Raw genomic sequence first — 22,972 nt, forward strand, 5'->3', positions numbered from 1 at the left:
TTTGTATTCTTATTGTTCTTTATAATAGGGGTTTACTATCATAATTTATTAAAAATAAATTCTTAAAAAAAAGCAAAACAAAAACGAAGGACATCGCCCTTCGCTTTAATTCTTCACCTGGACAGAATTAGCTATCTCCATCATTGCAGCGGCCTCAGAGGATAAATTTCTGGTCGCAGCCTGCGTAGATAATTTTACTCCGCCAATCCCGACTACCAATTCGTGTTCGTCTTTTTTCCCTCTGTTGATTAACAGGAAGCCATTATGTCCATCTTTTGTAAACGTCTCTTTAACTTCATATTTATCTTTTTGCTTTAGGGTAGCATCATAAACAACCTTGCTGTCCGGGCCTTCATGCTGGTTGTAAAAAAGGATATACCTTTTGGAGCCATTTTTTAAAATGATGTTATTTGGACTTTCCTCTTCTACTTCGTAGCCGAAAGGCAAATAATATTCTATATCTTCAAACTCATGATTTGTCTTTTCAGGTGATAGGTTGAATGCTTCCTCTGCAGCATTCTTTGCGGCAGTTTGCTCTTCTTCCAACGATGCTGAACAGGCACTGACCAGTATAAATGAAATAAATAAGAGCAAGGCTGCGGTGAATCTTTTATGCATTCTAAAGTCCCCTCCTTGCATGGAATCTCATATCCTTCCCTATCATACATTTCTTCTTAATAGTCTGACAACCCTTCATATAAGGATTGAGGGCCTTTTCACTGCGTTACTTCTTAGAAGAAATGTTAAAATATAAGAATATTGCATAAAGGAGGAAAAAGAATGGAAATAACCGTCTACTTAGCAGGTGAAATACATTCCAATTGGCGCAATGAATTAAAGGAGAAAGCTAAATCACTTCAGCTGCCTGTTCATTTTACAGGTCCTATGGAAAACCATGACCGTTCTGACATGATCGGAGAGGAAATTCTCGGGAAGCAGCCGGATGCAATCTTCCGTGATGAAGCCGCTTCAAGCATCAATAACTTAAGAACACAGCTTCTTATGCAAAAATCGGATCTCGTGATTGCTTTGTTTGGTGAAAAATATAAGCAATGGAACACAGCAATGGACGCAAGTGCTGCTGCGGCACTTGGAAAACCGCTGATCCTCATCCGTCCCAATGAGCTGCATCACCCTTTAAAGGAGCTTTCAAGTAAAGCCAATGTTACTGTTGAAACGGTCAACCAGGCCTTGAAAGTTTTGTCGTACATCTTCGAAACCGAATAGAAAAAGGGGTTAGCACCAAGCTAGCCCTTTTTTCTATATTCATATTGCCCAAGAAGAAGCTTCATGACATGCGAGAACATGTCAGCACGATTAATCTGCCCATTTGTAAAAATCCCAACAGCTCCTTCATTTTTGCGGATATTTTCTTTTTTTGCGTAATCATCCATTACAGGGCCAAGTTCTTCGCCAGCCAAAAGCCGGACTGCAACCCCATCTGGAAGGGGAATCCTGGCTCCGCCAGCAATAATCGGAGGCTGCCCTTTTTCCGCAAGAGCCCCCCAATTACAGAGAAATAGCCCGTGCTCTGTTTTCTGCACACCGCCCTCGAGGCCAATGCCAATTTGTCCGCCGGATGCTTGGAGTGCTCCATATGCTCTATTGATGGCCCCTTTTATGGTTTCTTCATCCGAGAATGGCTGGTCGTTCACTCCTGAGGGCACATCTTCGGACATAATAACAGCTTCATAATGGCTAAAAGCAGTTTTTACTGCCAAAATCTTTGCGGGATTTTTTGAACCAATGATGACTTTCATGTGTACTCCTTTCATATTACAGGAAAAAGAGACAGCACCTGCTGTCTCATCTGCTTAACTGTTTTGACGGATGGTTTCTACTGTTGAACGGTCACAAGCTTTTACTAATTTAACAAGCAATTCTTTTGCCGCTGCATAATCATCGACATGCACAATGGATGCATGTGTGTGAATATAACGGGAGCAAATGCCGATTACTGCACTTGGAACACCTTCATTGGATATGTGAACTTTACCTGCATCTGTTCCGCCTTGCGAGACGAAATACTGATATGGAATGTTGTTCGTTTCAGCTGTATCCAGAACAAACTCCCTCATGCCGCGGTGCGTTACCATTGAACGGTCCAGTATGCGCAGAAGAGCTCCTTTTCCTAAATGGCCGAACTCGTTTTTATTCCCGGTCATATCGTTGGCAGGGCTTGCATCCAACGCAAAGAAAATGTCAGGATTGATCATATTCGCTGCTGTCTGTGCACCTCTTAAGCCAACTTCTTCCTGAACTGTTGCTCCGGAATAGAGAATATTGGGAAGTGCTTCACTCTGGACTTCTTCTAAAAGTTCCACCGCCAAACCGCAGCCATAACGGTTATCCCATGCTTTCGCCAGGATTTTCTTTGCATTTGCCATTGGTGTAAATGGACAAATCGGGAGAATTTGCTGTCCTGGCTTAATGCCTATTCTTTTCGCATCTTCACGGTCATCTGCACCAATGTCAATCAGCATATTCTTTATTTCCATCGGCTTGCTGCGCTTTGCTTCGTCTAAAAGATGCGGAGGAATTGAACCGATAACTCCTGTCACCGGTCCATTATCTGTAATAATTTGGACTCTTTGTGCAAGCAAAACCTGGCTCCACCAGCCTCCCAGTGTCTGAAAACGGATCATTCCATTATCTGTTATGGAAGTGACCATGAATCCAACTTCATCCATATGGCCTGCCACCATGACAGTCGGGCCGCTTTGATCGCCTCTTTTCACGCCGAAGATGCCTCCAAGCTTATCCTGAACGACTTCTTCTGTATACTGGCTGATCTGTTCGCGCATGAATTTCCGTACTAAATGCTCGTTTCCAGGCGCCCCTGGCAACTCTGTCAATGTTTTAAAAAGCTGCAATGTTTTTTCGTTCATTATTATTCTCCTTTATCACTTTGCGAATTGGCTATGCAGATATGTATAATTTCATTTTACAGAACTTTCATACGTCTTTCCACCATTTCAGGCAGGAAACTTCGGTTGGCGAAATTTAAGCTGTGTATTATTTATTTTAGTTCATGCCTATTTTTGATAAGATAGAATTGGAAAACAGAAAAATTTGTAAAAATGAACTGCTTATATCATCAGCCTGGGAGGTGCAATTATGAATTGGAAGTCATTTATGTTAGGTGTTGGGGTTGGTTTGGCGAGCGGGTACGCAGCTAGGGAATTGCTGTCGCAGAAAACTGCTGTTTCCCCTAAGAAAGCTTTGGCAAATGCAAAGGATGCATTTAAACAGGAAGGGCCGATAAGCGGATCATGGATTCATATGAAAGCTGAACCTTATGAAAAAGGTCATTTAAAATATCAGGTTTATAAGGGCGGCATTTCGAGGTTTTCGGGTGAAGAAGCCGAGCAGTATGAATTCATTGCCGACGCAGAGACTGGAACCATTTTGGACGTTTTTCCACCGCATTGAGAAAAGCACAAATGCCTTGCCCAAGAAGGAATGCAGACTAAGAACGCCACGTCCTCCCAAAAGCTACCTACCGCTCTGTCGTGCGATGTTTATGCTGTCGAAGCCTTCCTTGTCCTGCGGGCCTCAGGCATAAGACATTTCCTGAAAGAAGGTGGTTTTCTCCTTCTGAAAGGAAACAGCTTATGTCCCCGAGTCCCTAGGAGCCGTAACTAGACAAGCTTGTGACCTCGAGGGGGCAGGCCAGTTATAGACGTTTAAAGAGTATTAAAAAATCCCCGGATGGGGATTTTTTAACTTTGCTTCTTTTCCACCTTCTCAGCAATATTTCCTGATTCATCCCATTTGACTGCCCGGTAAAAAGCATCATGATAAAAAGTAAACCATGCATTTCTTTTCAGCCCGTATTCCATCCATTTTTCCTTGGCACTAATGGAATCCATCGGATAGTCATCGTAAGCGAGAACCCAAAGTACATTCGCATGGGCATGAGTTGGCATGATATCAGCCATATGAATGACGGTCTCATCCTCATCTTCTATAACAAGTATAGAATGGCCATCACTATGGCCGCCTGTATGCACCATTTTAATAGGGCCGAGCGTCCACTCTCCTGCAAAGACATCCACCTGATCCTGAATGGACTCCCAGTTTTCTTTCCAATATGTATTCCTTGAACGGATATTAGGATTTCTCATTTCTTCCCATTCCACTTGTGATGCAATGATTCTGGCATTTGGAAATACAGAAAAAAATTTACCTTCTTCCGGTTTTGTCAGTCCGCAGGCATGATCAAAATGAAGATGCGTCATAAGAATATAATCGATGTCCTTTGGTGACAGGCCGTGCTTGGCTAAATCCTGTTCAACAAAAGACTCTTCAAGCGCTCCGAAATTCCTCTTCTGTTTATCACTCAGCTTCCCGTTTCCAAGACCCGATTCGACTAGAATATTTTTACCGTCAAACTGAATAAGGATGGGATCTGTTCTCAGTTCGATCTGATTATTTTCATTGCAGGGATATCTTTTAGACCATAAAGGCTTAGGAACTACCCCAAACATGGCTCCGCCATCAAGATGTGTGACACCGCCGCGAAGCCAGTACAGCTTTACGTTCTTTAACTCCAATGCTTCCATCATTATCTCCTCCATTTGATTTTTTCTGAGCAAGCGCTCGCATTCCCCTTATCTCATATTAACATTTAAGCGCTTACTTGTAGAAATATTTAAATTATTTCACGCGAATGCAAACAGTCAAATATAGCAATATCCAAAAAAAGCCTATCCATCCGGATAGACTAGTTTATCTGTATTGAACTTCACACCGGAATATACGGCTTCCCCGTGAAGAAAACTTCTCTTCATATTCGGTCATGATGTTTCCTTCATAATCGCTATTGTGAAGGTCCAGGCTGACAAATGTCAGAAGCATGCCGTACTCGGAGAAACTCATAAGAGATGATTCAAATAATCCCTGGTTATCAGTCTTAAAGTGTATTTCTCCTTTATCCCCAAGGATATTTTCATAAATCTCCAGGAAGCTTTTATAAGTCAGCCTGCGTTTTGCATGGCGTTTCTTTGGCCATGGATCTGAAAAGTTAAGGTAGACACGATCGACTTCGCCTTTTTCAAAGTAATCCCGAAGATCATTGGCATTCACATTCAGAAGCTTTACATTTGGAAGTTCATCCTCGATGATACGATCCAGAGCAGTGACGATGACGCTGTCAGCGAGCTCAATTCCAATGTAGTTGTTTTCCGGGTTTGCTTTCGCCATACCAGTTATGAAGCGGCCTTTTCCTGTCCCAATTTCTATATGAAGGGGCTGATCTTTATCGAAGGCTTCCTTCCACTTTCCTTTATATTTTTCAGGTTCTGAAATTACGTATTGTGGATATTCGGCTAATTTATCTTTCGCCCAAGGTTTATTTCGCTGTCGCATTTTGACACTCCTAAAAATTAATATCGTTCAAACAATATCATGCCTGTCGCAGTGATGCAACTTTATTTTTAGAGGGATTACTATAGTGGTTCATCCCTTGTTTGTAGTTTAACCCAATGGCACTCAAACACCTAAATTACAATCCGCCAATGAATAAATAAAAAAAAGAATCCACAACCTAAAAGTGAATTCCTTTTGTTTTTATTTTCAGCTTCAATAGAAAGGGTGCTTTTCATGCCGCTTGGACACCAGGATCAATTAAATTTATTAAAAGATATTTTAAGCAATCATCAGACAGATTGCTGTGGCTCTATTTCAGAATGTGAACAATTGGAACGTTTGGTTAAATCATTAATGATCAACGGAAATATTAATCAAAACGTAAAAACAGTATTAGAAGAAATTTATGAATACAGTCAGCACGGGATCAATTCTTCACAATTGGATACTCACATTGAATCCCACCAGAATGAATTATCACAATGGGTACAGGATATAGATCAATTTTCGTAAATCTTAAAGGAGCTCATCCAGATAGGAAAGCCACTTTTCCATTTCCTGGTACCTGAATTTATTTTTATGCCATTGGATAGATGTCAAAGTCTGTGCAATCACATACCATTTCATGCGGAGCAGCAAATTATCTGTCAACTGAATGCCGTACCGCTCAAGCCAATTTGGCCATTCTTCTTTAGAAATATACCAATACAATAGCATCCCCAGATCAATGGCCGGATCTGCTATCATGGCTCCATCCCAATCAATCAAGTACAGCTGGTTGTTCTCCGAAAGCAGCCAGTTGTTATGATTCACATCGCAATGGCACACCGTATTTTCCTCACAGTGGATATGCGAAACCTCTTTCTTCAGGAAATCGACTGACTGAATAACAGCAGCCTGCTCCTTCAGATCACAATCCAGTTCTTCCTCAATCAAACGCAAAAGGGTTTCGGGCTGCAGCGGAGACTTCCCCATTCTTGTCAGCATACCAAGCAGCGGCTTTGAAGAATGAATTTTTCTCAAAAGCTTTGCTACGCTTTCCTGGTTCATGTCAGAAGCTTTTAGCTCTCTTCCATTAAGCCATTGCTGGGCAGTTATAACATCCCCATTTTCCATTCTTTTTGTCCAGATAAGTTTCGGGACGATTCCTTCCGCAGACAGAACCGCCAGGAAAGGAGAGGAGTTTCTTTTAAGAAAAAGCCTCTGCTCTTCGTGCTTTGCATAGAAGGCTTCCCCTGTCGCCCCTCCGGCGGGAACAATCTCCCAGTCATGTCCAAATAAATGTTCCAAAATTGTTCACCTGCAATTTAGTAAGCCATTGGTTGTAGAATAGCGCAAACGCCTTGCCCACCTAAGGAACGCAGACTAAGATCGCCACGTCCTGTGGCAAAGTCTGCATGACCCACACCCTGTGGGCCTCAAGCACAAGACGTGCCTCCCAAAAAGGCGCCTTTGCCTTTTTGGGGGAATCGGCTTGTGACCTCGAGGGGTAGGCTGCTTGCGCTAGACAATTCTCGAGTTCAAATAATAAAAAGTTGAAAAATAAGCCCTGTTTTTTGCAGCAAGACTTATTTTGCCATGGCCAATAAAAGGGCCGTTGCTTAATAATGTTTTGTTCTATTCGACTATATTGCATTTTCGCAAATATAGCTGTTTATCAGGTTAATTAAATAAAGCTCCTATAAAGCACAAAGTAATCAGCAAATACAAACCAGCAATGTTTTGGGAATATAAAATAAAAAAAAAGCTATTGATGTTAGTCCCTCACAATAGCCATCTTTATAAATTTTATTCTTACTGGCTTTTTTCGTCAAGTGCATCTATTTAGGTTTACGGAATATCATCTAAAAAAATGAAGATTTTTCTGGTCAATTCATCATTATTTTCTTATTAAGGATAATTTTTGAAATAATAGAACTGAACAGTGGTATGCTTCTCAGACTTCTTCTATCTTCTGCAAACCAATACATATGAACTTAATGGCGGCATTTCAAATCTGGTGTTAATCTTACGGATAGTGGAAATCCCGGCCTCACGTTCATCCGCAATAAGGTCCCAATCCCCAGCCGGGAGAAAAATTTCTTCTTCCGTCATTAAAGGATTGATAATCACGGCTGCATGGCTGCACTCGGCATTTTGATCACTGCTTGTTAACACATAACCCAATAGAGGTTTTTTAATATCCAGAAACCGCATGGAATTCCGGATCATTTCTGCATTGGCGAGTCTGAAAAGAGGAATTGACCTTCTTATGCTGATCAGCCCTTTAATATATTCAACATTATTTAAGTAACGGGATTTCCTTTCCCAGTCCAGATTATTGATGGAATCTGGAGCACGGTAGCTGTTTCCATTTCCTTCTTTGGTCCGAAAAAATTCCTGTCCGCTATGCAAAAATGGAATTCCTTGGGAAAGAAGGACCATTGCTGTTGCTAAGCGGTGCTTTTGCTGCTGCACAAGAGGATCCGCATTTTCAGAACAAACCTGTATTTTATCCCATAAGGTATGATTATCATGTGATTCCACATAATTTACAGATTGGGACGGGGAAAGGAAAATGCCTTTTTCCTTTTTTTCGAGGCCAATGCTTCCAGCCAATACCTGCTTTGCCGCATCATAATAATGCTCATTTCCCAATGCATAACCTTTATCATATAAATTAAACGTACTGCCTTTGATGGAATCTCTGAACCAGTCATTGAATTGGCCGATTCCAGGAAGCTTTTCCTGATTGCGGATGCTTGCTTTTTGGTCATCCGGTATAGGGGTATTCAAATCCCAGCCCTCACCAATAATAATGACAGACGGGTCAATCAATTCTGCATTCTGGCGAACCTCATTCATCGTTTCAATATCGAGTATACCCATCAAATCAAACCTGAACCCATCAATTTGATATTCCTTTATCCAGTATGATACGGAATCAACAATAAACTTCCGGGCCATCAGGCGTTCCGAAGCAAAGTCATTTCCAACTCCGGTGCCATTTGACGGCATTCCATATTCATCATGCCGGAAGAAATAACCCGGTACGATTTTTTCAAAAGAAGAATGCTCGCGAATATAAACATGATTATAGACTACGTCCAAAATGACCCGAATTCCCTGGGAATGAACAGCATAAATTAAGGCTTTCAATTCTCTGATCCGCGAGTAGGGATCTAAAGGATTTGTAGAATAACTTCCTTCCGGAACATTAAAATGGAGGGGGTTATAACCCCAGTTATATTCTTCTTTTGGACTTTTTTCATCCACACCTTCGAAGTCATGGACAGGCAGAAACTCAATATGAGTAATACCAAGCTGCTTCACATAGGACAGGCATGTAGGCTCCCCGTCTCTGCCGACGGTATTAGTCTCTCCCGCTCCTAAATAAAGGCCTTTCTGTGCTGCCCCGCTCGCGGGATGAATGGTAAAATCCCTAATATGCGTTTCATATATGATGGCATCTGTGGGCTGCGGAAGCGGCGGAAGCTCCGGCTTCTTTACTTTTGTATTTTCCATATTGACTACCGCACCATATTCCCCATTTATAGCCGAAGAGACTGCGTATGGATCAACAGCTTCTTTCCACTCAAGGTTAATGCATACAAGGAAAGAATAAAGAAAACGATCCAGGTCGCCTTTTACTTCACAGCTCCAGACTCCTCTCTCTTCTCTTCCCATCGGAATAAGCTCAGCTTCCTGCTCCAGTGCTCCTTTAAGCTTCAGCTTTACCTTTGCGGCTGTCGGAGCCCAGAGCCTGAAATGTGTCTTTTCTTTGCTGTACGAGAACCCCAGCGGACCGTCATAATAGAATTTCTCATCAAAATCACTTGTACGAATAACGGCGCCAATTTGCAGATCTGTTTTTCCCCCATATTCGTCCACTATCCAATATTGTTTCCCAAATTCCGCTTCATGTTCTATTCTGCATGTATATTTAACGGCATCCTCAATCGGCATGCTTTTCAATATTTCAACAGGAAACTCTTCTTCCCAGTCAGTAAGGAGAGAGAACCCGGAAGAACGCCCCTGATGATAGCTGAAAGGAAGTATGATCGTAATGATGTGCATTTCGTCTAAGTATGCATTAAAAGTCCGTTCAATCGTTATCATTCCGAATTCATCTCCTTTACTTAGTCGGACGGTAATTTAAGAGCAGCTCTCTCCTAAAATCAACACCCATCTTTTCCATTGCCAATAATTACAGGAATGGCTTCGGGGTAAACAGAGGCCGAAATCGGGGAGCTGCCTAAAGCCTCTCCATCTGCGTGAGCAGGAATGGGGTGTGAAGATCTAATGCTGACATTCTGGCCCTGAAGAACTGTGACTTCTTTAAATGCTATATGACGCCCCTTGAAGACAGAGGCAAATACAAACAAAATTTTTATTCTTGATATATTGTGGACGACCGTAACATTTAGAATTCCATCAAAAGGATTTGCATCCGGAGAAATCATCATACCGCCTCCATAGAATGGCTGATTGGAAATAGTAATAAACCAGGCTGAATCGAAATCGAATTTTTTTCCATCAATGACGATTTCAAGATCAGAGCATTTATAAGTAAACAGCTCTTTTACAAGAAAGAGAGCGTATACAAATTTCCCCAGAGATAACTGATTCAAGATTCCTTTCATCTTTGAACTGTTTACTTTCCGGGAAATCAGTGCATCAAAACCAGCACCCATATTATTAATAAAATATGTTTTTTTCCCATCTATGTGTCTAATCATTCCGATATCAGCTTTTACAGAAGAATGACTGATCCCCTTAAGAATTGCTTTTAAAGATTCTGCCGGGTCTTTAGGAATTCTAAAGCCCCGCGAGAAATCATTCCCAGATCCTCCCGGAATAAATCCGACTGTCACATTCCGATGACTCACAGCACCATTCATAACCTCATGAACCGTCCCGTCTCCGCCCACAGCAACAAGATATAATCTTTGCCCGCCCGCCTGTTCTGCATAGATCTTTGCCAATTCCCTGGCATGGCCCTGATATTCTGTCCTGGCTGCAGAGAAAGGGATATTTTCCTCTTTCAGCATCTGCTCAACTTTTTTCCAGACTTTCAGGCAGAAGCCATTTTTCGCCTGCGGGTTAATAATGAACTTAAGCTCTTCCCTGCTATGAGCTTTATCCTCGAGGAAATCTTCATGATTCATCCCGATTCTCCCACTCCAGCCTTTTGACTGATGCAGTCTGGCAATATTGAAGCAGTACCTGCGCTCCTTTTAATTGAACATGCTTGAGAGGCGAACGCTGGCTTCTCATTGTCTGAAACCATTGATCATAGGTCCTTTTATCGATTAACTGAACATCAATAGGAGCTGCCGGATAATCAATATATCCATTTCGGGTAAGTAAAGCCTTTTTAATCGGCAATTCAATAGAATGAATTTCAAATATTTTTCGGACAATTTTTTCAGTCCTATTTAATGCAAGCAGCGGATTCAGGACCTTCTTTTCCTCCCCTTTTCCCTTTTTTGTCCAGAATCTATCCTTCGAACCTGAGAATACTGCTGAATCTTCTTCCTCCAAAAAGCTGATGCACCATACCTCTGTCGGACTTATAACAATAGTTTCTGTTTCCACCGGAGCCTTTTTCAGCAGAAAGATCGGATTGAACATGACAAGATACGTATCCGGATATCTTTGCAGAAAATACTTTAGCTTTTCATCATAATAGTAATGCTTATCGGGAAATGATTTTTCCGTTAATGTGGAGGTTGCCCATTTCATCTGGAATCGGAAAAGCTGGTCTAGAAACTGGTGTTTTAAATTCTCAATTGTTTCTGGACGCACAGCAAAGGAGGCTTCAAATTCAAGCACCTCTTCCTCCTTTTTCAATTCATCCCCGGAAGCCCCGTATTCCTCTAATTCTTCATTTTTTCCCCGCTTTAACAACCCCTTTAGCTTTTCCATGAGCGGTTCTTTTTCTTCCTCAAGCCACTCCGCTGTGCCGGCTGTATATTGCTGCCCGGATTGAGGATTGAATGAATCATTTGATTCCCATGCTTTATGCCATTTATCCCACTGCTGTTTTTTTAGTCTGACAAATCGGGAAGGATATACAAAAATGTCTTGCTGGTAACGTGAAACATAATCCTGCAATTTAATTAACTGTCCCATTCTCCTAGCCCTGCTTTCGTATATAACTTTCTATCTCTAATTATTCATTTAAGTTTTTTTATTTTGCCCGTTGATTTCCGCTGCAGGCACTCGCCTTCCACGGGACTGTCGGGATCCTCCTCAACGCGATGCGTCTGCGGGGTCTCCCCTGGTGCGCTACTCCCGTTGGAGTCCCCCACCTTCCGCTCCTATCAACTCAGTGATAAATATTTTATATTCTCTCAAAAGCAGCAATTTCACCTAAGCTGTTTTTCATTAATAGTATGTATTTATTTTATTCCCCCACGAGCGGAAAGATGGCAATGCTTTCATATTTCGGTGTTTTGTCCAGATGGGTCTGATATAGAACGACTTCTGAAGCCTCAAATTCAAGGGGCTTCTCCTTGAATGGACTGTAAGCGTCCAGCATGTTTTCCTGAAACGGAAAAGTGCCGGCCCATTTTCTTGCCATAGTGATATGAGGTTTAAATGGTCTTGTCTCCAATTCAAAGCCCGCTTCCTGGCATGCTGTATATACTTTCGATCTTAAATCTTGGAGATGTTTGTCCTGCTGTGTTCCACACCAGAAAATTCTTGGTGCGTCTTGTTTTCCAAATACGCCAAGTTTGCAGATATGCAGAGGAAATCTTTTTTCGTGTCTGATTGAGTCAGCGGCAAGCTTGGCTGCTTTCTGCAGTTTTTCCTGGGGTGCAGACCCTAGAAATGCTAGGGTAATATGATAATCCTCTTGATGGACCCAGCGGCTAAAAGGCAGTTTTGGACTTAAACTCCCACAGTATTCTTTCAACTTTTTCTTTGTTTCAACCGGTAATTTCATCGCAAAGAAAAAATGAGCATTCAATTGTTTGTACACTTGAGATTCCTCCATATTTTCACTTATTTTAACAAACATCAGTTAAAATTGGCAGATACTTTCTGTTTGACCTCTCATTTTAAGTATTCTTCCAATTCCTTTTGATTTGATTGGAATAGTCTGTTTTAGTATGATGGACATAATATGAATAGTTATAGATTTCCTTTGTTAGGATGAAATTAAACAAATCGACATAAAATAACAAAGTATTAAACTTCCTTGTTATTACAGTCTTATTTGAAAGGGAGAGTCAGATGAAAGTTGTTAACAATCTCGCGGACTTAATTGGAGATACTCCACTTGTTAAATTAAATAAGCTCGCCCCTGAAAATGGAGCAAGCATCTATGCAAAGCTTGAATTCTACAATCCAAGCCGCAGTGTAAAAGACCGCGCGGCTTATAATATGATTGTCGAAGCTGAGAAAGCAGGCCAATTGAAACCAGGTTCAACTATTATTGAACCAACCAGCGGAAACACCGGCATCGGGCTTGCAATGAATGCAGCAGCACGTGGCTATAAGGCCATTCTGGTTATGCCTGATACCATGACGGCAGAGCGCATCAACCTTTTGAAAGCATATGGAGCAGAAGTTGTCCTGACTCCTGGAGATGACAAAATGCCCGGTGCTATACAAAAAGCAAATGAGCTGGCTGAGGAAATTCCAAACAGCTTTGTGCCGATGCAATTTGAAAATAGCGCTAACCCTGATGCACACCGCTATTCAACAGCAGTCGAAATTATTGAGGGCATGAAGGAAATCGGCAAACCACTCTCTGCCTTTGTTGCCACGGCAGGCACTGGCGGCACGATTACCGGCACAGGAGAAGTTTTGAAAGAGCATTATACTGGATTGGAAGTACATGTTGTGGAACCCAAGGGCTCACCTGTCCTATCAGGCGGAAAGCCTGGCAGACACAAGCTTGTCGGCACAAGTCCCGGATTTGTTCCGGTAATTCTCAATACGGATGTTTATGATGAAATCCATCAAATCAAAGATGAAGAAGCATATGATACAACGCGCAGAATGGCAAGAGAAGAAGGTATATTAGTCGGTCCATCCTCAGGAGCAGCCTGCTATGCTGCCATCCAGGTTGCAAAAAGGCTAAAGCCGGACGATGTTGTCGTATTCATCGTTTGCGATACTGGAGAAAGATACCTTTCAAGCGATCTTTTTCAGTTTGAATAAGTAAGTTAAAAGACAAGACCCCAGGGATTACTCCTGGGGTCTTTCGTTTTAGAACTATCTAATTTTAACCGTCAAACTGCCGCACTCTTTTTCAATTGCCTCTTCAAAAAGGTTCTGTAATTTATTTGTGATGGGACCAGGACTTCCATTACCAACCGGCTTTCCTTCAATCTCTATAATCGGAGTAATTTCAGCTGATGTACTGGACATAAAGACTTCATCCGCGTCCAGCAGATCATCCTTTGTAAAAGCAGATTCTTCAAGTGCTACTCCATTTCCCCTGCAGATCTCGTTGATTTTACGGCGGGTAATGCCATTTAGGATCAGATTTGTTGCAGGGTGCGTATATAGTGTCCCATCTTTTACAATCGCTATATTGGAAGAACTTCCCTCAGTCACCGTATCCCCGCGATGCTGAATTGCTTCAAAGCAGCCCGATTGTGCTGCTTTTTGCTTTGCCATGATATTGCCAAGCAAGTTCAGACTCTTTATGTCACAGCGCAGCCAGCGTATATCTTCAATCAAACTAGCCTTAACACCATTTCTCATGCTCTCAACAGGTCTTGAGGTTTCACGGGTATAGGCTGTAAGCACCGGTGCAACGTCTGCACCAGGATAAGCATGATTTCTTGGAGAAGTCCCCCTGGAAAATTGCATATATACTATTCCAAGTTCAAGATTATTCCTTTCGATCATCTCTGCAAGCATCTGTTTAAGCTGCCCTATAGAATAAGGGATATCGAGCTCTATTTTCCTTCCGCTCTCAAGCAGCCTTTCAAGGTGCTCATCTGCCGTAAACATTTTTCCGTTATAGACGCGGATTACTTCATAGACGCCATCACCAAATTGATAGCCCCGGTCCTCAATATCTACTTTCGCTTCAGAGCGTTCGATCAAATCACCGTTCAAAATGACATATTCCATTTCTCTGACACTCCCTGTAAATGGTTTGTTTGTCTAATCTATTAGCTGTTAATGTAAAATCTTTCAGCCATCATATCAGGTTTTAGAGCTATTTCGCAAGTTCATAAATCGCCTGTGCATAAATAGCTGCAGCTTTAATTAAATCCTCAATAAACACATATTCATCTTTTTGATGTGCCACGTCTTCCCTGCCTGGGAAAAGCGGGCCAAACGCTACACCAGACTTCAAGGAACGTGCATATGTGCCCCCGCCAATTGCTAAAAGCTCTGCCTTTTCGCCAGTCTGCTGTTCATACACTTTTTTCAGGGTTTGGATAAGAAAGTCATCTTCTTCCACATGATGCGGCTTGGAATCAGTGAAATTCTCTAATCTGAAATGTTCGTCTTCGATCAATGACTGAAGCCTATTTTTCGTATCATCCATATTGTTAGTGACGGGATAACGTACATTAAAGCCTAAGCGGCCGCCATTTTCTTTTGTATATGATAGTTTTCCTACATTAACGGTTAAATCACCGGTAATCTCATCCGCACAGGCGATGCCAAGCTTTCTTCCTCTGGAATCATCACATAAGTATCGTGATACAAACTGAAAATAATGGCATGCCTTCTCATCCAGCTGAAGGGATGCCAGGAATGACGCCATCAGAATACCTGCATTTTTCCCATTATCAGGCTCCATCCCATGAGCCGATACCCCCTGAAGCTCCAGAATCAGTTCGCCGTTATCTATGTAATACTTTCCTTCAAGCTCAGTCTTTTTGAGGAAATCAATATACCTTTGCACCACTTCAGTGTGTTCAAGATGGACTACAAGACTAGCTTTTGCAAAATCAGGAACCATGTTATATCTTCTTCCTGACTGGAAATGCACGACCTCTGCCAGTACTTCCCTGTCTGTTTCTTCGGTATGGCCGATTTGGACAAGATCAAAATCAGAGATGCCCTTTTCTGCATAGATGATTGGGAAATCGGCATCAGGGGCAAATCCCATTGCCGGCATTTCTTCGTGTTTAAAATAATGCTCTACACAGCGCCAATCACTTTCTTCATCTGTTCCAATAATCATTCGGACCCTTTTGCTTAAAGGCAGCTCCAATTCCTTTACAATTTTCATAGCATAATATGCAGCCATTGTTGGGCCTTTGTCGTCGATCGCCCCTCTGGCAAAAATCTTTCCATCGCGAATTTCTGCACCAAATGGGTCGCTAGTCCATCCATCTCCTTCAGGAACTACGTCGACATGACAAAGTACACCAACAATTTCTTCACCCTCGCCAAATTCCAGATGACCAGCCAGGCTGCCGACATTTTTGACAGTGAATCCATCCTTTTCTCCAAGTTCAAGCATGAAATCGAGTGCTTCCTTCACACCTTCACCAAGGGGGGCATCATCTGCTGCATTCTCTTCATCCAGCAGGCTTTTAATTCTTAAAAGTTTTTGGGTATCTTCAATTAAAGCGTCTTTTCTGTTATTAACCTCTTTTTGCCAATCCAATACGTTCATAAAAGTTACCTCCTTATCCTGATTTGAACATTTATGATTTCCCCATTATAACCGATTTTGCCTTAAATTTGCTTATGGGACTGTTTAATAAAAGCATACCTTTATTATGCACCAAGAATGCCGAACCTTGCCAAGATGATTGTCAAGGCGCTTACAATCAGTCCTAAGATCAAAATGGCGAGGAAGAATAAGGCTATGACCGTTCTATTCTTTGCAGTGAAATAGAAATCTTTTTCACTATATTTTTTTGTGAAGGGATGGGACATGATGGATTTATCCCAAGTAATAGAAAGCCATGTATACATCAAGAAAAGAAAGACACCCGACACAATTACTTTTATCCATAGTGGCGGAATGGCAATAATCCCCGCTGCGCTTACAGAAATGATTTGAAAATAACTGAAAATAAAGGAGGGATTCCGTATGAAAATCTTTATGAATAATTCTATCAGTCCCGTAATGGGTGTTCTCTTCTTAAAGATTCTTCTGGAGTTTCTGAATAATAGAGGTTTTGTCCTCATTGAAATAGCAGGCTTTTCTATTTCAGGAGCCATCATAAATATCCATTTGATATACTTTGTTTTTTCCTCCTGCTCAAGCAAAATTTCAAAGTCTACGGCCGATATCCCTTTCAGCATCTGGGAGACTCTCGTTAAAGTGCCGGAAAGCAGCACTGCCGAAATCATGTAAACCGGAAAGTCTGCACCGAAATTCCACAGAGAATAAACGAGCTGGCTGAACCAGCTCAATAATACAAACAGCAGAAAGCCAATTACATATTTTCTAAACTTCCCTTCAATCCTTTTCAGAGAATAGGAAACTGTCATAAGCGTCCATTTCAGAGTAATGAAAAAAGTCAGCAGGGCAATGATTTGACTCCATTGCAAAAAATAACTGTTCTTTAGAAAGGGAAGAAGAAGAGCGATTATCGCGCCTGTACTGACTGCCTGAAAGAAAAGTGAATAGCCAACTCCCCATTTTCTCATTCCCAAATAGAGGATCTTATTTTTCACCAGAAACACCTTGTCAGCCTCTTGTATAAATGGGCGAAAGTTACCCAGCCATGAATAAATATAAAGCAGGAAGAAAAGGAGAAACATTGGCAAGTTTGCAATCCATTCAGGCGTTTCCAACCACCAGGAGCGATATATCATTCCAAAAATGATTGCACCGGGAACAATGAGATAAACCATGATGGTCCAATCTGCAACGGAACGGAAAATACCAAATTGATACTTCCAGCTATTGATTAACCTTCCAAAAAAGAGCGAACTACTTTTCATTGTCATTTCCCTCTGCAATCTGATGAAAGCAATCATAAAGCGAACCAGCCAAAAGACCGCATTGCTGCCTGATATCGTCTAATGAGCCGGAAGCCTTCAACTGGCCATCATGCACAATTAGAAAGCTGCTGCACACTTTCTCTGCCGTATCCAGTACATGAGTGGACATAAGAATGCCTGCGCCCCTTTGCCTCTCTCTTTCAATTGATTCCAGAAACAGTTTCATAGCATTAGGATCAAGTCCAATAAACGGTTCATCAATAATATAGACATCCGGCTTGGCAATCATCGCAAGAATCAGCATCGCCTTTTGCTGCATCCCCTTTGAATATGTGCCGGGAAATTTATGAGCGTGTTCAGACAGATTATACTCCCTCAAGAGCTCTGATGCCCTCTTCTTATACTGTATTTCCGACAGTCCCTCTACGGCAGCTGTAAAATCCAAGTGTTCCCACAATGTCAGCTCATCATAAAAGATGGGGCGTTCAGGTATATAGGAATACTTAACTCCCTGCTTAAATTTCACTGTCCCCTTTTTATGTTCCAATAATCCCAGGATTGTTTTAATCGTTGTGCTTTTTCCTGCCCCGTTAGGACCTATAAGGCCGATCAATTCCCCCGCCATTACATCAAAATTAATATTATGTATGATCGGTTTTCCATTTTCATAGCCTGCTGATGCAATATCGACGTTTAATAAGTTCATTTACTCTCCTCCTGACTATACATACGGATATAATTGGAAAAGGTTTGCTCTTTTTCATATATTCTTTAAAACCATAATAAAACTGCCCCTCCGAAAGGGGCAGTTTCATTATGGCTGGAGGATATCCATTAATTCTGTATTTTCAAAGTCTGCAGCGTAATCATAGGCTGTGTAGCCATCCGCATCTTTCACAGCGGGATCTGCACCATACTCCAGGAGAAGCATGGCCATTTCAGTATCCTCATTAAATACTGCACTCATTAAAGGAGTGGTTTGATAGTTATCTGCCGTATTAGGCTCTGCGCCATTTTCCAGCAGAAGGGCAGCGCTGTCATACTGGCCATAAGAAACAGCCCAGTGTAAGGCAGTAGTGCCATCTGCATCCATTTCCTCAATATCCGCCCCATCAGCCAATAAAATGTGGATCATTTCAGTATCATTTTCACTCGCTGCATTCATTAGAGCGGTAGCTCCTTCAATGCCCATAACCGTTTCAGTCCACAAATCCATTTTTTTAAGTGATTTATACCCAACCCAGAGTCCGCCGGAAAGAATAGTCAGCGTTAAGACCGCTCCTGCTATCCCTAGCCATATCCTGCCCTTTGGTTCTTTTAACTCAACTGCAGATTCTTCATCAAAAACTTTTGATAAAGCATAAATTCTTTTCGGCAGGTGAGGATGGGTGGAAAGTTTCTCATTCAGCCATACAAAAAATCCAGTTTCCGTTTGGAGCTGCTCCATGTATGCATGCTTATTGACCTTAGGATAAAGTTCTTTTCCAATCGCAAGCATAGTTAAGGCATCTCTAGATGCTTCAAACGACTTTATATAATAGGCAGCATAACGATCACATGTATACTCGCATGCTCTTAAGTACGCATTCCCCAGGAATGGAACCCACATAGCAGGGAGCAGAAGAAGGCTTATGATAACATGCTTTCTTTTTAAATGAGCAAACTCATGGGCCAGGACAAACAGCACTTCCTTTTCAGCTCCACGAGCAGTCAATTCAAAAATACCAGAATATAAGACAACCATATTTCTTCTGAAAAACCTGGTTGCAAAGGCATTTAAGACACCTTCAGACTCAATCACGTATATATCCGGCAAATCTTGCAGACCCATTTCCTTTGCAGTTAGTACTGCTTTTTCATAAATTTCAGGAAATTGTTTCTCACTTATTCTTACTCCGTTTCTTCTGATGCCGCCCATCATAATCCCATGGAACAGAAGAGATACAAGTATTAATGCTAAAATAATCACAATCCCAATAATAGAGAATGCGAGAAAAATATAAGACAAAATACTAAATAAAGCAACGAATGCAAAATAAATATTTTCCTTCGGGTATACCAGGCGATCTCTCAGCGAGTAAGCTTCCATTACACTTTCTTCCTTTCAATCTCTTTTAAATATACCAATTGATTATAATCAAAAAACAAATTTTAGGATATAGAAACTTTCCTGAAAGATTATTTGAATATTCTGTACATAATTCAAGCCCCATCTGCCATAAGGTATAGTAATAGTCCCTTTTCCCATTGAGGTTTAATCGCAAATAATTAGGGAATTGAACATACATTAAAAAGGAGGGGAACGTAAAGACTAAAACACAAGCAGCATTATAAATATTTTGTAAAATTGTATCCTTAAAGTAGAAATAATCAGATAATAGCGTTACAATATAGTCAGAGGTATGACATCTTGACTAAATAACCAGAATGCAAAGGGGTTGTCTGGGGAAAAGAAAACTACATACGATTGAAGGAAAATCCTTCAATGTAGCTGTCGGTTGCAGGAAATTGCCATGGGGTTTGAAAAAAGGATAGGGAGTGGTTTTTTGAAACCTTCAACTAACCGGATGTTAAACCGTGTAAAATCCGTCTACATGTTTATAAGTAAGCGCGGAACTGTAACAACTCAGGAGCTTGTAGAGGAATTTGGTATTACTCCTCGCACCATTCAAAGAGATTTAAATGTCCTCGCCTACAATGACTTGGTTAAGAGTCCGAGCAGAGGCAAATGGACCATAACTCAAAAGAAAGTAAAGATGTCATCTTAACACTCAAAGCATAACCAACCTAACAAATAAAAAATCGCCCTGCTGTCAGGGCGATTTTTCCGTCTCATCTCACTTCATAATTCATCAGCTTATCAAGCTCTTCATCAGTCAATTCCCGATATTCACCCAATTCCAATGTTTTATCCAGCTCAAGCGGGCCCATTGAGATTCTCTTTAAATAGATGACTCTTTTTCCCACTGCCTCAAACATTCTTTTCACCTGATGAAACTTTCCCTCCGTAATGGTTAACTCAATATCGGATGTTATGCCGGATTTAAGGATTTCCAGCTCCCCAGGCTTGGTTTCATAGCCGTCATCTAGTATAACCCCTTTTTTAAACGCAGCAACATCATCAGCTGTTACTTCCCTGTCTATGACTGCAAAATAGGTTTTAGGAACATGCTTTTTTGGAGAAAGCAGCCGATGTGCCAGCTGGCCGTCATTAGTCAGCAGCAAAAGCCCTTCTGTATCCTTATCCAGGCGTCCCACTGGAAAAGGAGAAAAAACAAGGTCTTCCATTTCGAGCAGGTCGACCACGGTTTCAAATTGAGAGTCTTCTGTTGCGGAAATGACGCCTGGCGGTTTGTTCATCATCAAATAAATGAATTCCTTATATTCAACCTTTTCGCCATTAATGATGACAGCATCCTGTTCAGGATCGACCTGGTGCTTGGGATCCTTTACTTTTTCATCATTAACGGTTACAGCTCCATCCTTTAATAGCTTTTTAACATCCTTACGGCTTCCGTAGCCCAGATTGGCCAGCATTTTGTCAATTCTCATGGCTGCCCCTCCCTTTTAATCCTAATTAATCTGATTTTTATTAAAATCGCGTTATTAAAGATTTACCTTTTAAAAAGGTTCTCTTATCCTTGTTATAAGTAAATATTCTGTCCGCTGATTTCAGCACGGGGCACTTGCTTTCCGCGGAGCGGGCGGTGAGCCTCCTCGTCGCTTTGCGCCTGCGGGGTCTCACCTGTCCCACTGCTCCCGCAGGACGTTGAATAAACTTCCTCGACTGAACACCGCACGAAGAAAATGCGCCAGAATTTTTCGAGGATCAAGTACCCTCCGCTCCAATCAACTCAGTGCTTTGTATATTGTTATCTAAAACCAAATCCTAAACATTTTTTAAAAAAGGCCCCCATCACGGAGACCTTCTATTTTTAAGCCTTCAATCTTAACTTCTTAAGCATTCTATCGACTCTTGATCCAAACAGGAGATAGATTAATTTAGTTCTGAAGCTTAGGTAGAAATAGACTCCCGCTCCAGCTGCTGCGCAGGTGATGACAATGATGATAGCCTGAAAATTGGATGCCGGCGATAAGAAGGCAGTTGTGATTTTATAAACCACGCCTGCAGCAATGTACATGCATGCAGTAAATAATACAATCAGCATTCCTCGTCTTAAGACAAGCTTGAAAGGATATTTTGCAAATGTTTTAATTACGAAAAGGTTAATTAAAATAGCTACGATATAGCCAAGAGCGGTTGCAAATACGGCTCCCTGTGTTTCGAACAGTTTTATGAGCGGAATATTCAATGACAGCTTTACAAGCAGGCCTGTCAGCAAACTTAAAATTGTAAAACGCTGTTCATTGATTCCCTGCAGAATGGCTGCAGTTACCGAAAAATAAGCAAAGAGAATCGCCACTGGGGCATAAGTTCTTAGCACTTCAGTACCCAAATCCTTATGCTCATAAAACAGGGTGAAAACCGGCTCGGCAAGCAGGGACAATCCTGCTACGGCAGGAAGAGTCAGAAAGAGAAGCACCTGGAAAGTCTGGTTAAGCTGGCGGTTTAAATCTGACCTATCTTCTTCCATAAATGCTTTCGTCACACTTGGCACAAGCGTCAGCGAGAAAGCTGTGGCAAGCGAGACAGGAATGATGACCAGCTTATGCGTCTCAAAGTTCAGGACAGAAAAGGCTGCAACTGCATTTTTCGATTCACCGATGGCATCCATCGCCCTGGTAAATGTTATCTGATCGATAAACTGAAAGAGAGGATTCGCGAGACCCACAAATACAAATGGTGCGGCATAAAGAATGATTTCTTTATAAATTTCCTTTAGGGAAATGTCAACGGTTCCTTTATCTTCTTCAAGCATTTTATCCAAATGCGGCTTACGTTTATACCAATACCAGAATAATACCCCGAGGCTTCCGAGTCCGCCAATAAAGGCAGCAAAGGTGGCGACACTGATCGCGGCAGTCAGTGAACCTTTCATTACATTTAAAACGACATATGCACCTGCAAGAACGAACAGGATGCGGACAATCTGCTCCACAACCTGTGAAACAGCAGTAGGACCCATTGACTGATGTCCCTGAAAGAACCCTCTTATCAAACTCATGAACGGAATAATAATCAGGGCAAATGATACCGCTCTAATTACAGTTGTTACATCTTTAACACTAACTTCAACGTCTTTTCCTGCCAAGGTCATTTCGGCAACTGCCGGAGCAAGGAAGAATAGGATCAGGAATGAAATGATTCCGCTTGCCGTCATGACCGCCAGGCCTGATTTGAACAGCTTTCTTCCGACTGCATATTCCTCTATTGCATTATATTTAGAGATAAATTTTGAAACAGCAAGCGGAACCCCAGCTGTTGCAACACTAATAAAGATTGTATAAGGTGTATACGAAAAGGAATAAAGGGCTGTCCCTTCCTTCCCGACAATTTGGTAAAAAGGAATAACATAAAACAAACCAAGAACCTTCGAGATAATTGTGCCAAGCGTAAGGATGAAGGTTCCCTTTAAGAGCTTAGATGACATATAATCCCTTCCTTTATGAAATGCGGAAGCGCTTTGCCCACCCCCGGTAGGCGCTCCTCCTAAAAGCCAGCGCTTTTAGCCGTGCGATGATAAAGCTATCGAAGCGTTCCTTGTGGAGCCAGACAGTTATCGACTTTCAAAGCTTTCTCTCTTATTTAAAAACCTGCAGCATGCAGCTTTTA

The 22,972-nt window shown here is 41.6% G+C and carries 22 protein-coding genes; 5 read left to right on the plus strand and 17 right to left on the minus strand.

The window, feature by feature from the left end; genetic code table 11:
* Positions 1 to 105: 105 nt before the first annotated feature.
* Positions 106 to 618 carry a hypothetical protein gene (locus A361_RS22540; RefSeq protein ID WP_009333343.1) on the minus strand — a complete coding sequence of 171 codons (513 nt, stop codon included), beginning with the start codon at positions 616 to 618 and terminating at the stop codon, positions 106 to 108.
* Between the two features lie 162 nt (positions 619 to 780).
* Between A361_RS22540 and A361_RS22545 the strand changes: the two genes are divergently transcribed.
* A complete protein-coding gene (locus A361_RS22545) occupies positions 781 to 1,227 on the plus strand; it encodes a YtoQ family protein (RefSeq protein ID WP_009333344.1) in 447 nt (148 codons plus the stop codon).
* 20 nt (positions 1,228 to 1,247) lie between these two features.
* Here A361_RS22545 and A361_RS22550 read toward each other — a convergent pair whose 3' ends face one another.
* Positions 1,248 to 1,760: a DUF84 family protein gene (locus tag A361_RS22550; protein WP_009333345.1), complete on the minus strand. Its 513-nt coding sequence runs from the start codon at positions 1,758 to 1,760 to the stop codon at positions 1,248 to 1,250.
* Positions 1,761 to 1,814: 54 nt separating this feature from the next.
* Positions 1,815 to 2,888, minus strand: a complete 1,074-nt coding sequence (locus tag A361_RS22555; protein WP_019383039.1) for a M42 family metallopeptidase — start codon at positions 2,886 to 2,888, stop codon at positions 1,815 to 1,817.
* Between the two features lie 229 nt (positions 2,889 to 3,117).
* Between A361_RS22555 and A361_RS22560 the strand changes: the two genes are divergently transcribed.
* Positions 3,118 to 3,432 (plus strand): PepSY domain-containing protein, encoded by a 315-nt coding sequence (locus A361_RS22560; RefSeq protein WP_019383038.1) that lies wholly within the window; start codon positions 3,118 to 3,120, stop codon positions 3,430 to 3,432.
* A 290-nt stretch (positions 3,433 to 3,722) separates the two neighbouring features.
* Here the strand turns inward: A361_RS22560 and A361_RS22565 are convergent, their stop codons facing one another.
* The gene (locus A361_RS22565) at positions 3,723 to 4,565 is read right to left on the minus strand and encodes a YtnP family quorum-quenching lactonase (RefSeq protein ID WP_019383037.1); all 843 of its coding nucleotides are present in this window, start codon (positions 4,563 to 4,565) and stop codon (positions 3,723 to 3,725) included.
* Between the two features lie 166 nt (positions 4,566 to 4,731).
* Positions 4,732 to 5,370: a tRNA (guanosine(46)-N7)-methyltransferase TrmB gene (gene trmB / locus A361_RS22570; protein WP_019383036.1), complete on the minus strand. Its 639-nt coding sequence runs from the start codon at positions 5,368 to 5,370 to the stop codon at positions 4,732 to 4,734.
* Between the two features lie 234 nt (positions 5,371 to 5,604).
* On the opposite strand from trmB, the gene A361_RS22575 reads away from it, so the two are divergent.
* Entirely contained in the window at positions 5,605 to 5,883 is a 279-nt protein-coding gene (locus A361_RS22575; protein WP_009333350.1) for a YtzH-like family protein, read from the plus strand.
* Positions 5,884 to 5,886: 3 nt separating this feature from the next.
* On the opposite strand, the gene A361_RS22580 is transcribed toward A361_RS22575, so the two are convergent.
* From A361_RS22580 to thpR, 5 genes are all read right to left on the minus strand, one after another.
* Complete coding sequence (locus A361_RS22580) at positions 5,887 to 6,660, minus strand: phosphotransferase family protein (RefSeq protein WP_019383034.1); 774 nt, start codon at positions 6,658 to 6,660, stop codon at positions 5,887 to 5,889.
* 657 nt (positions 6,661 to 7,317) lie between these two features.
* Positions 7,318 to 9,468, minus strand: a complete 2,151-nt coding sequence (gene pulA / locus A361_RS22585) for a type I pullulanase (protein ID WP_019383033.1) — start codon at positions 9,466 to 9,468, stop codon at positions 7,318 to 7,320.
* Between the two features lie 59 nt (positions 9,469 to 9,527).
* Complete coding sequence (locus A361_RS22590; RefSeq protein WP_019383032.1) at positions 9,528 to 10,517, minus strand: diacylglycerol/lipid kinase family protein; 990 nt, start codon at positions 10,515 to 10,517, stop codon at positions 9,528 to 9,530.
* Positions 10,507 to 11,484, minus strand: coding sequence for an NERD domain-containing protein (locus A361_RS22595; RefSeq protein ID WP_019383031.1), 978 nt, complete (start codon positions 11,482 to 11,484; stop codon positions 10,507 to 10,509). The genes A361_RS22590 and A361_RS22595 overlap by 11 nt, the downstream gene beginning before the upstream one ends.
* A 274-nt stretch (positions 11,485 to 11,758) precedes the next feature.
* Positions 11,759 to 12,337: an RNA 2',3'-cyclic phosphodiesterase gene (gene thpR, locus A361_RS22600; RefSeq protein WP_019383029.1), complete on the minus strand. Its 579-nt coding sequence runs from the start codon at positions 12,335 to 12,337 to the stop codon at positions 11,759 to 11,761.
* A gap of 254 nt (positions 12,338 to 12,591) precedes the next feature.
* Here thpR and cysK point away from each other — a divergent pair, with 254 nt between their 5' ends.
* Positions 12,592 to 13,524, plus strand: coding sequence for a cysteine synthase A (gene cysK, locus A361_RS22605; protein ID WP_019383028.1), 933 nt, complete (start codon positions 12,592 to 12,594; stop codon positions 13,522 to 13,524).
* Between the two features lie 54 nt (positions 13,525 to 13,578).
* Here the strand turns inward: cysK and dat are convergent, their stop codons facing one another.
* The 5 genes from dat to A361_RS22630 form a co-directional block, all read right to left on the minus strand.
* Positions 13,579 to 14,448, minus strand: coding sequence for a D-amino-acid transaminase (gene dat / locus A361_RS22610; protein WP_019383027.1), 870 nt, complete (start codon positions 14,446 to 14,448; stop codon positions 13,579 to 13,581).
* An 88-nt stretch (positions 14,449 to 14,536) separates the two neighbouring features.
* On the minus strand, positions 14,537 to 15,955 hold the full coding sequence (gene pepV / locus A361_RS22615) for a dipeptidase PepV (protein ID WP_019383026.1): 1,419 nt from the start codon (positions 15,953 to 15,955) through the stop codon (positions 14,537 to 14,539).
* Between the two features lie 104 nt (positions 15,956 to 16,059).
* Positions 16,060 to 17,238, minus strand: a complete 1,179-nt coding sequence (locus A361_RS22620; RefSeq protein ID WP_019383025.1) for an ABC transporter permease — start codon at positions 17,236 to 17,238, stop codon at positions 16,060 to 16,062.
* Positions 17,228 to 17,944, minus strand: coding sequence for an ABC transporter ATP-binding protein (locus A361_RS22625; RefSeq protein ID WP_019383024.1), 717 nt, complete (start codon positions 17,942 to 17,944; stop codon positions 17,228 to 17,230). The genes A361_RS22620 and A361_RS22625 overlap by 11 nt, the downstream gene beginning before the upstream one ends.
* 108 nt (positions 17,945 to 18,052) lie before the next feature.
* Entirely contained in the window at positions 18,053 to 19,327 is a 1,275-nt protein-coding gene (locus tag A361_RS22630; protein WP_019383023.1) for a M48 family metallopeptidase, read from the minus strand.
* A 457-nt stretch (positions 19,328 to 19,784) separates the two neighbouring features.
* On the opposite strand from A361_RS22630, the gene A361_RS22635 reads away from it, so the two are divergent.
* Positions 19,785 to 20,006: a DeoR family transcriptional regulator gene (locus tag A361_RS22635; RefSeq protein ID WP_026041817.1), complete on the plus strand. Its 222-nt coding sequence runs from the start codon at positions 19,785 to 19,787 to the stop codon at positions 20,004 to 20,006.
* Positions 20,007 to 20,070: 64 nt separating this feature from the next.
* Here the strand turns inward: A361_RS22635 and A361_RS22640 are convergent, their stop codons facing one another.
* Positions 20,071 to 20,790, minus strand: coding sequence for a pseudouridine synthase (locus tag A361_RS22640; RefSeq protein WP_019383022.1), 720 nt, complete (start codon positions 20,788 to 20,790; stop codon positions 20,071 to 20,073).
* Positions 20,791 to 21,173: 383 nt separating this feature from the next.
* Positions 21,174 to 22,790 carry a putative polysaccharide biosynthesis protein gene (locus A361_RS22650; RefSeq protein ID WP_019383020.1) on the minus strand — a complete coding sequence of 539 codons (1,617 nt, stop codon included), beginning with the start codon at positions 22,788 to 22,790 and terminating at the stop codon, positions 21,174 to 21,176.
* Between the last annotated feature and the right edge of the window lie 182 nt (positions 22,791 to 22,972).

The sequence above is a fragment of the Cytobacillus oceanisediminis 2691 genome, assembly GCF_000294775.2.
In the GTDB taxonomy this organism is placed as follows: domain Bacteria; phylum Bacillota; class Bacilli; order Bacillales; family Cytobacillaceae; genus Cytobacillus; species Cytobacillus pseudoceanisediminis.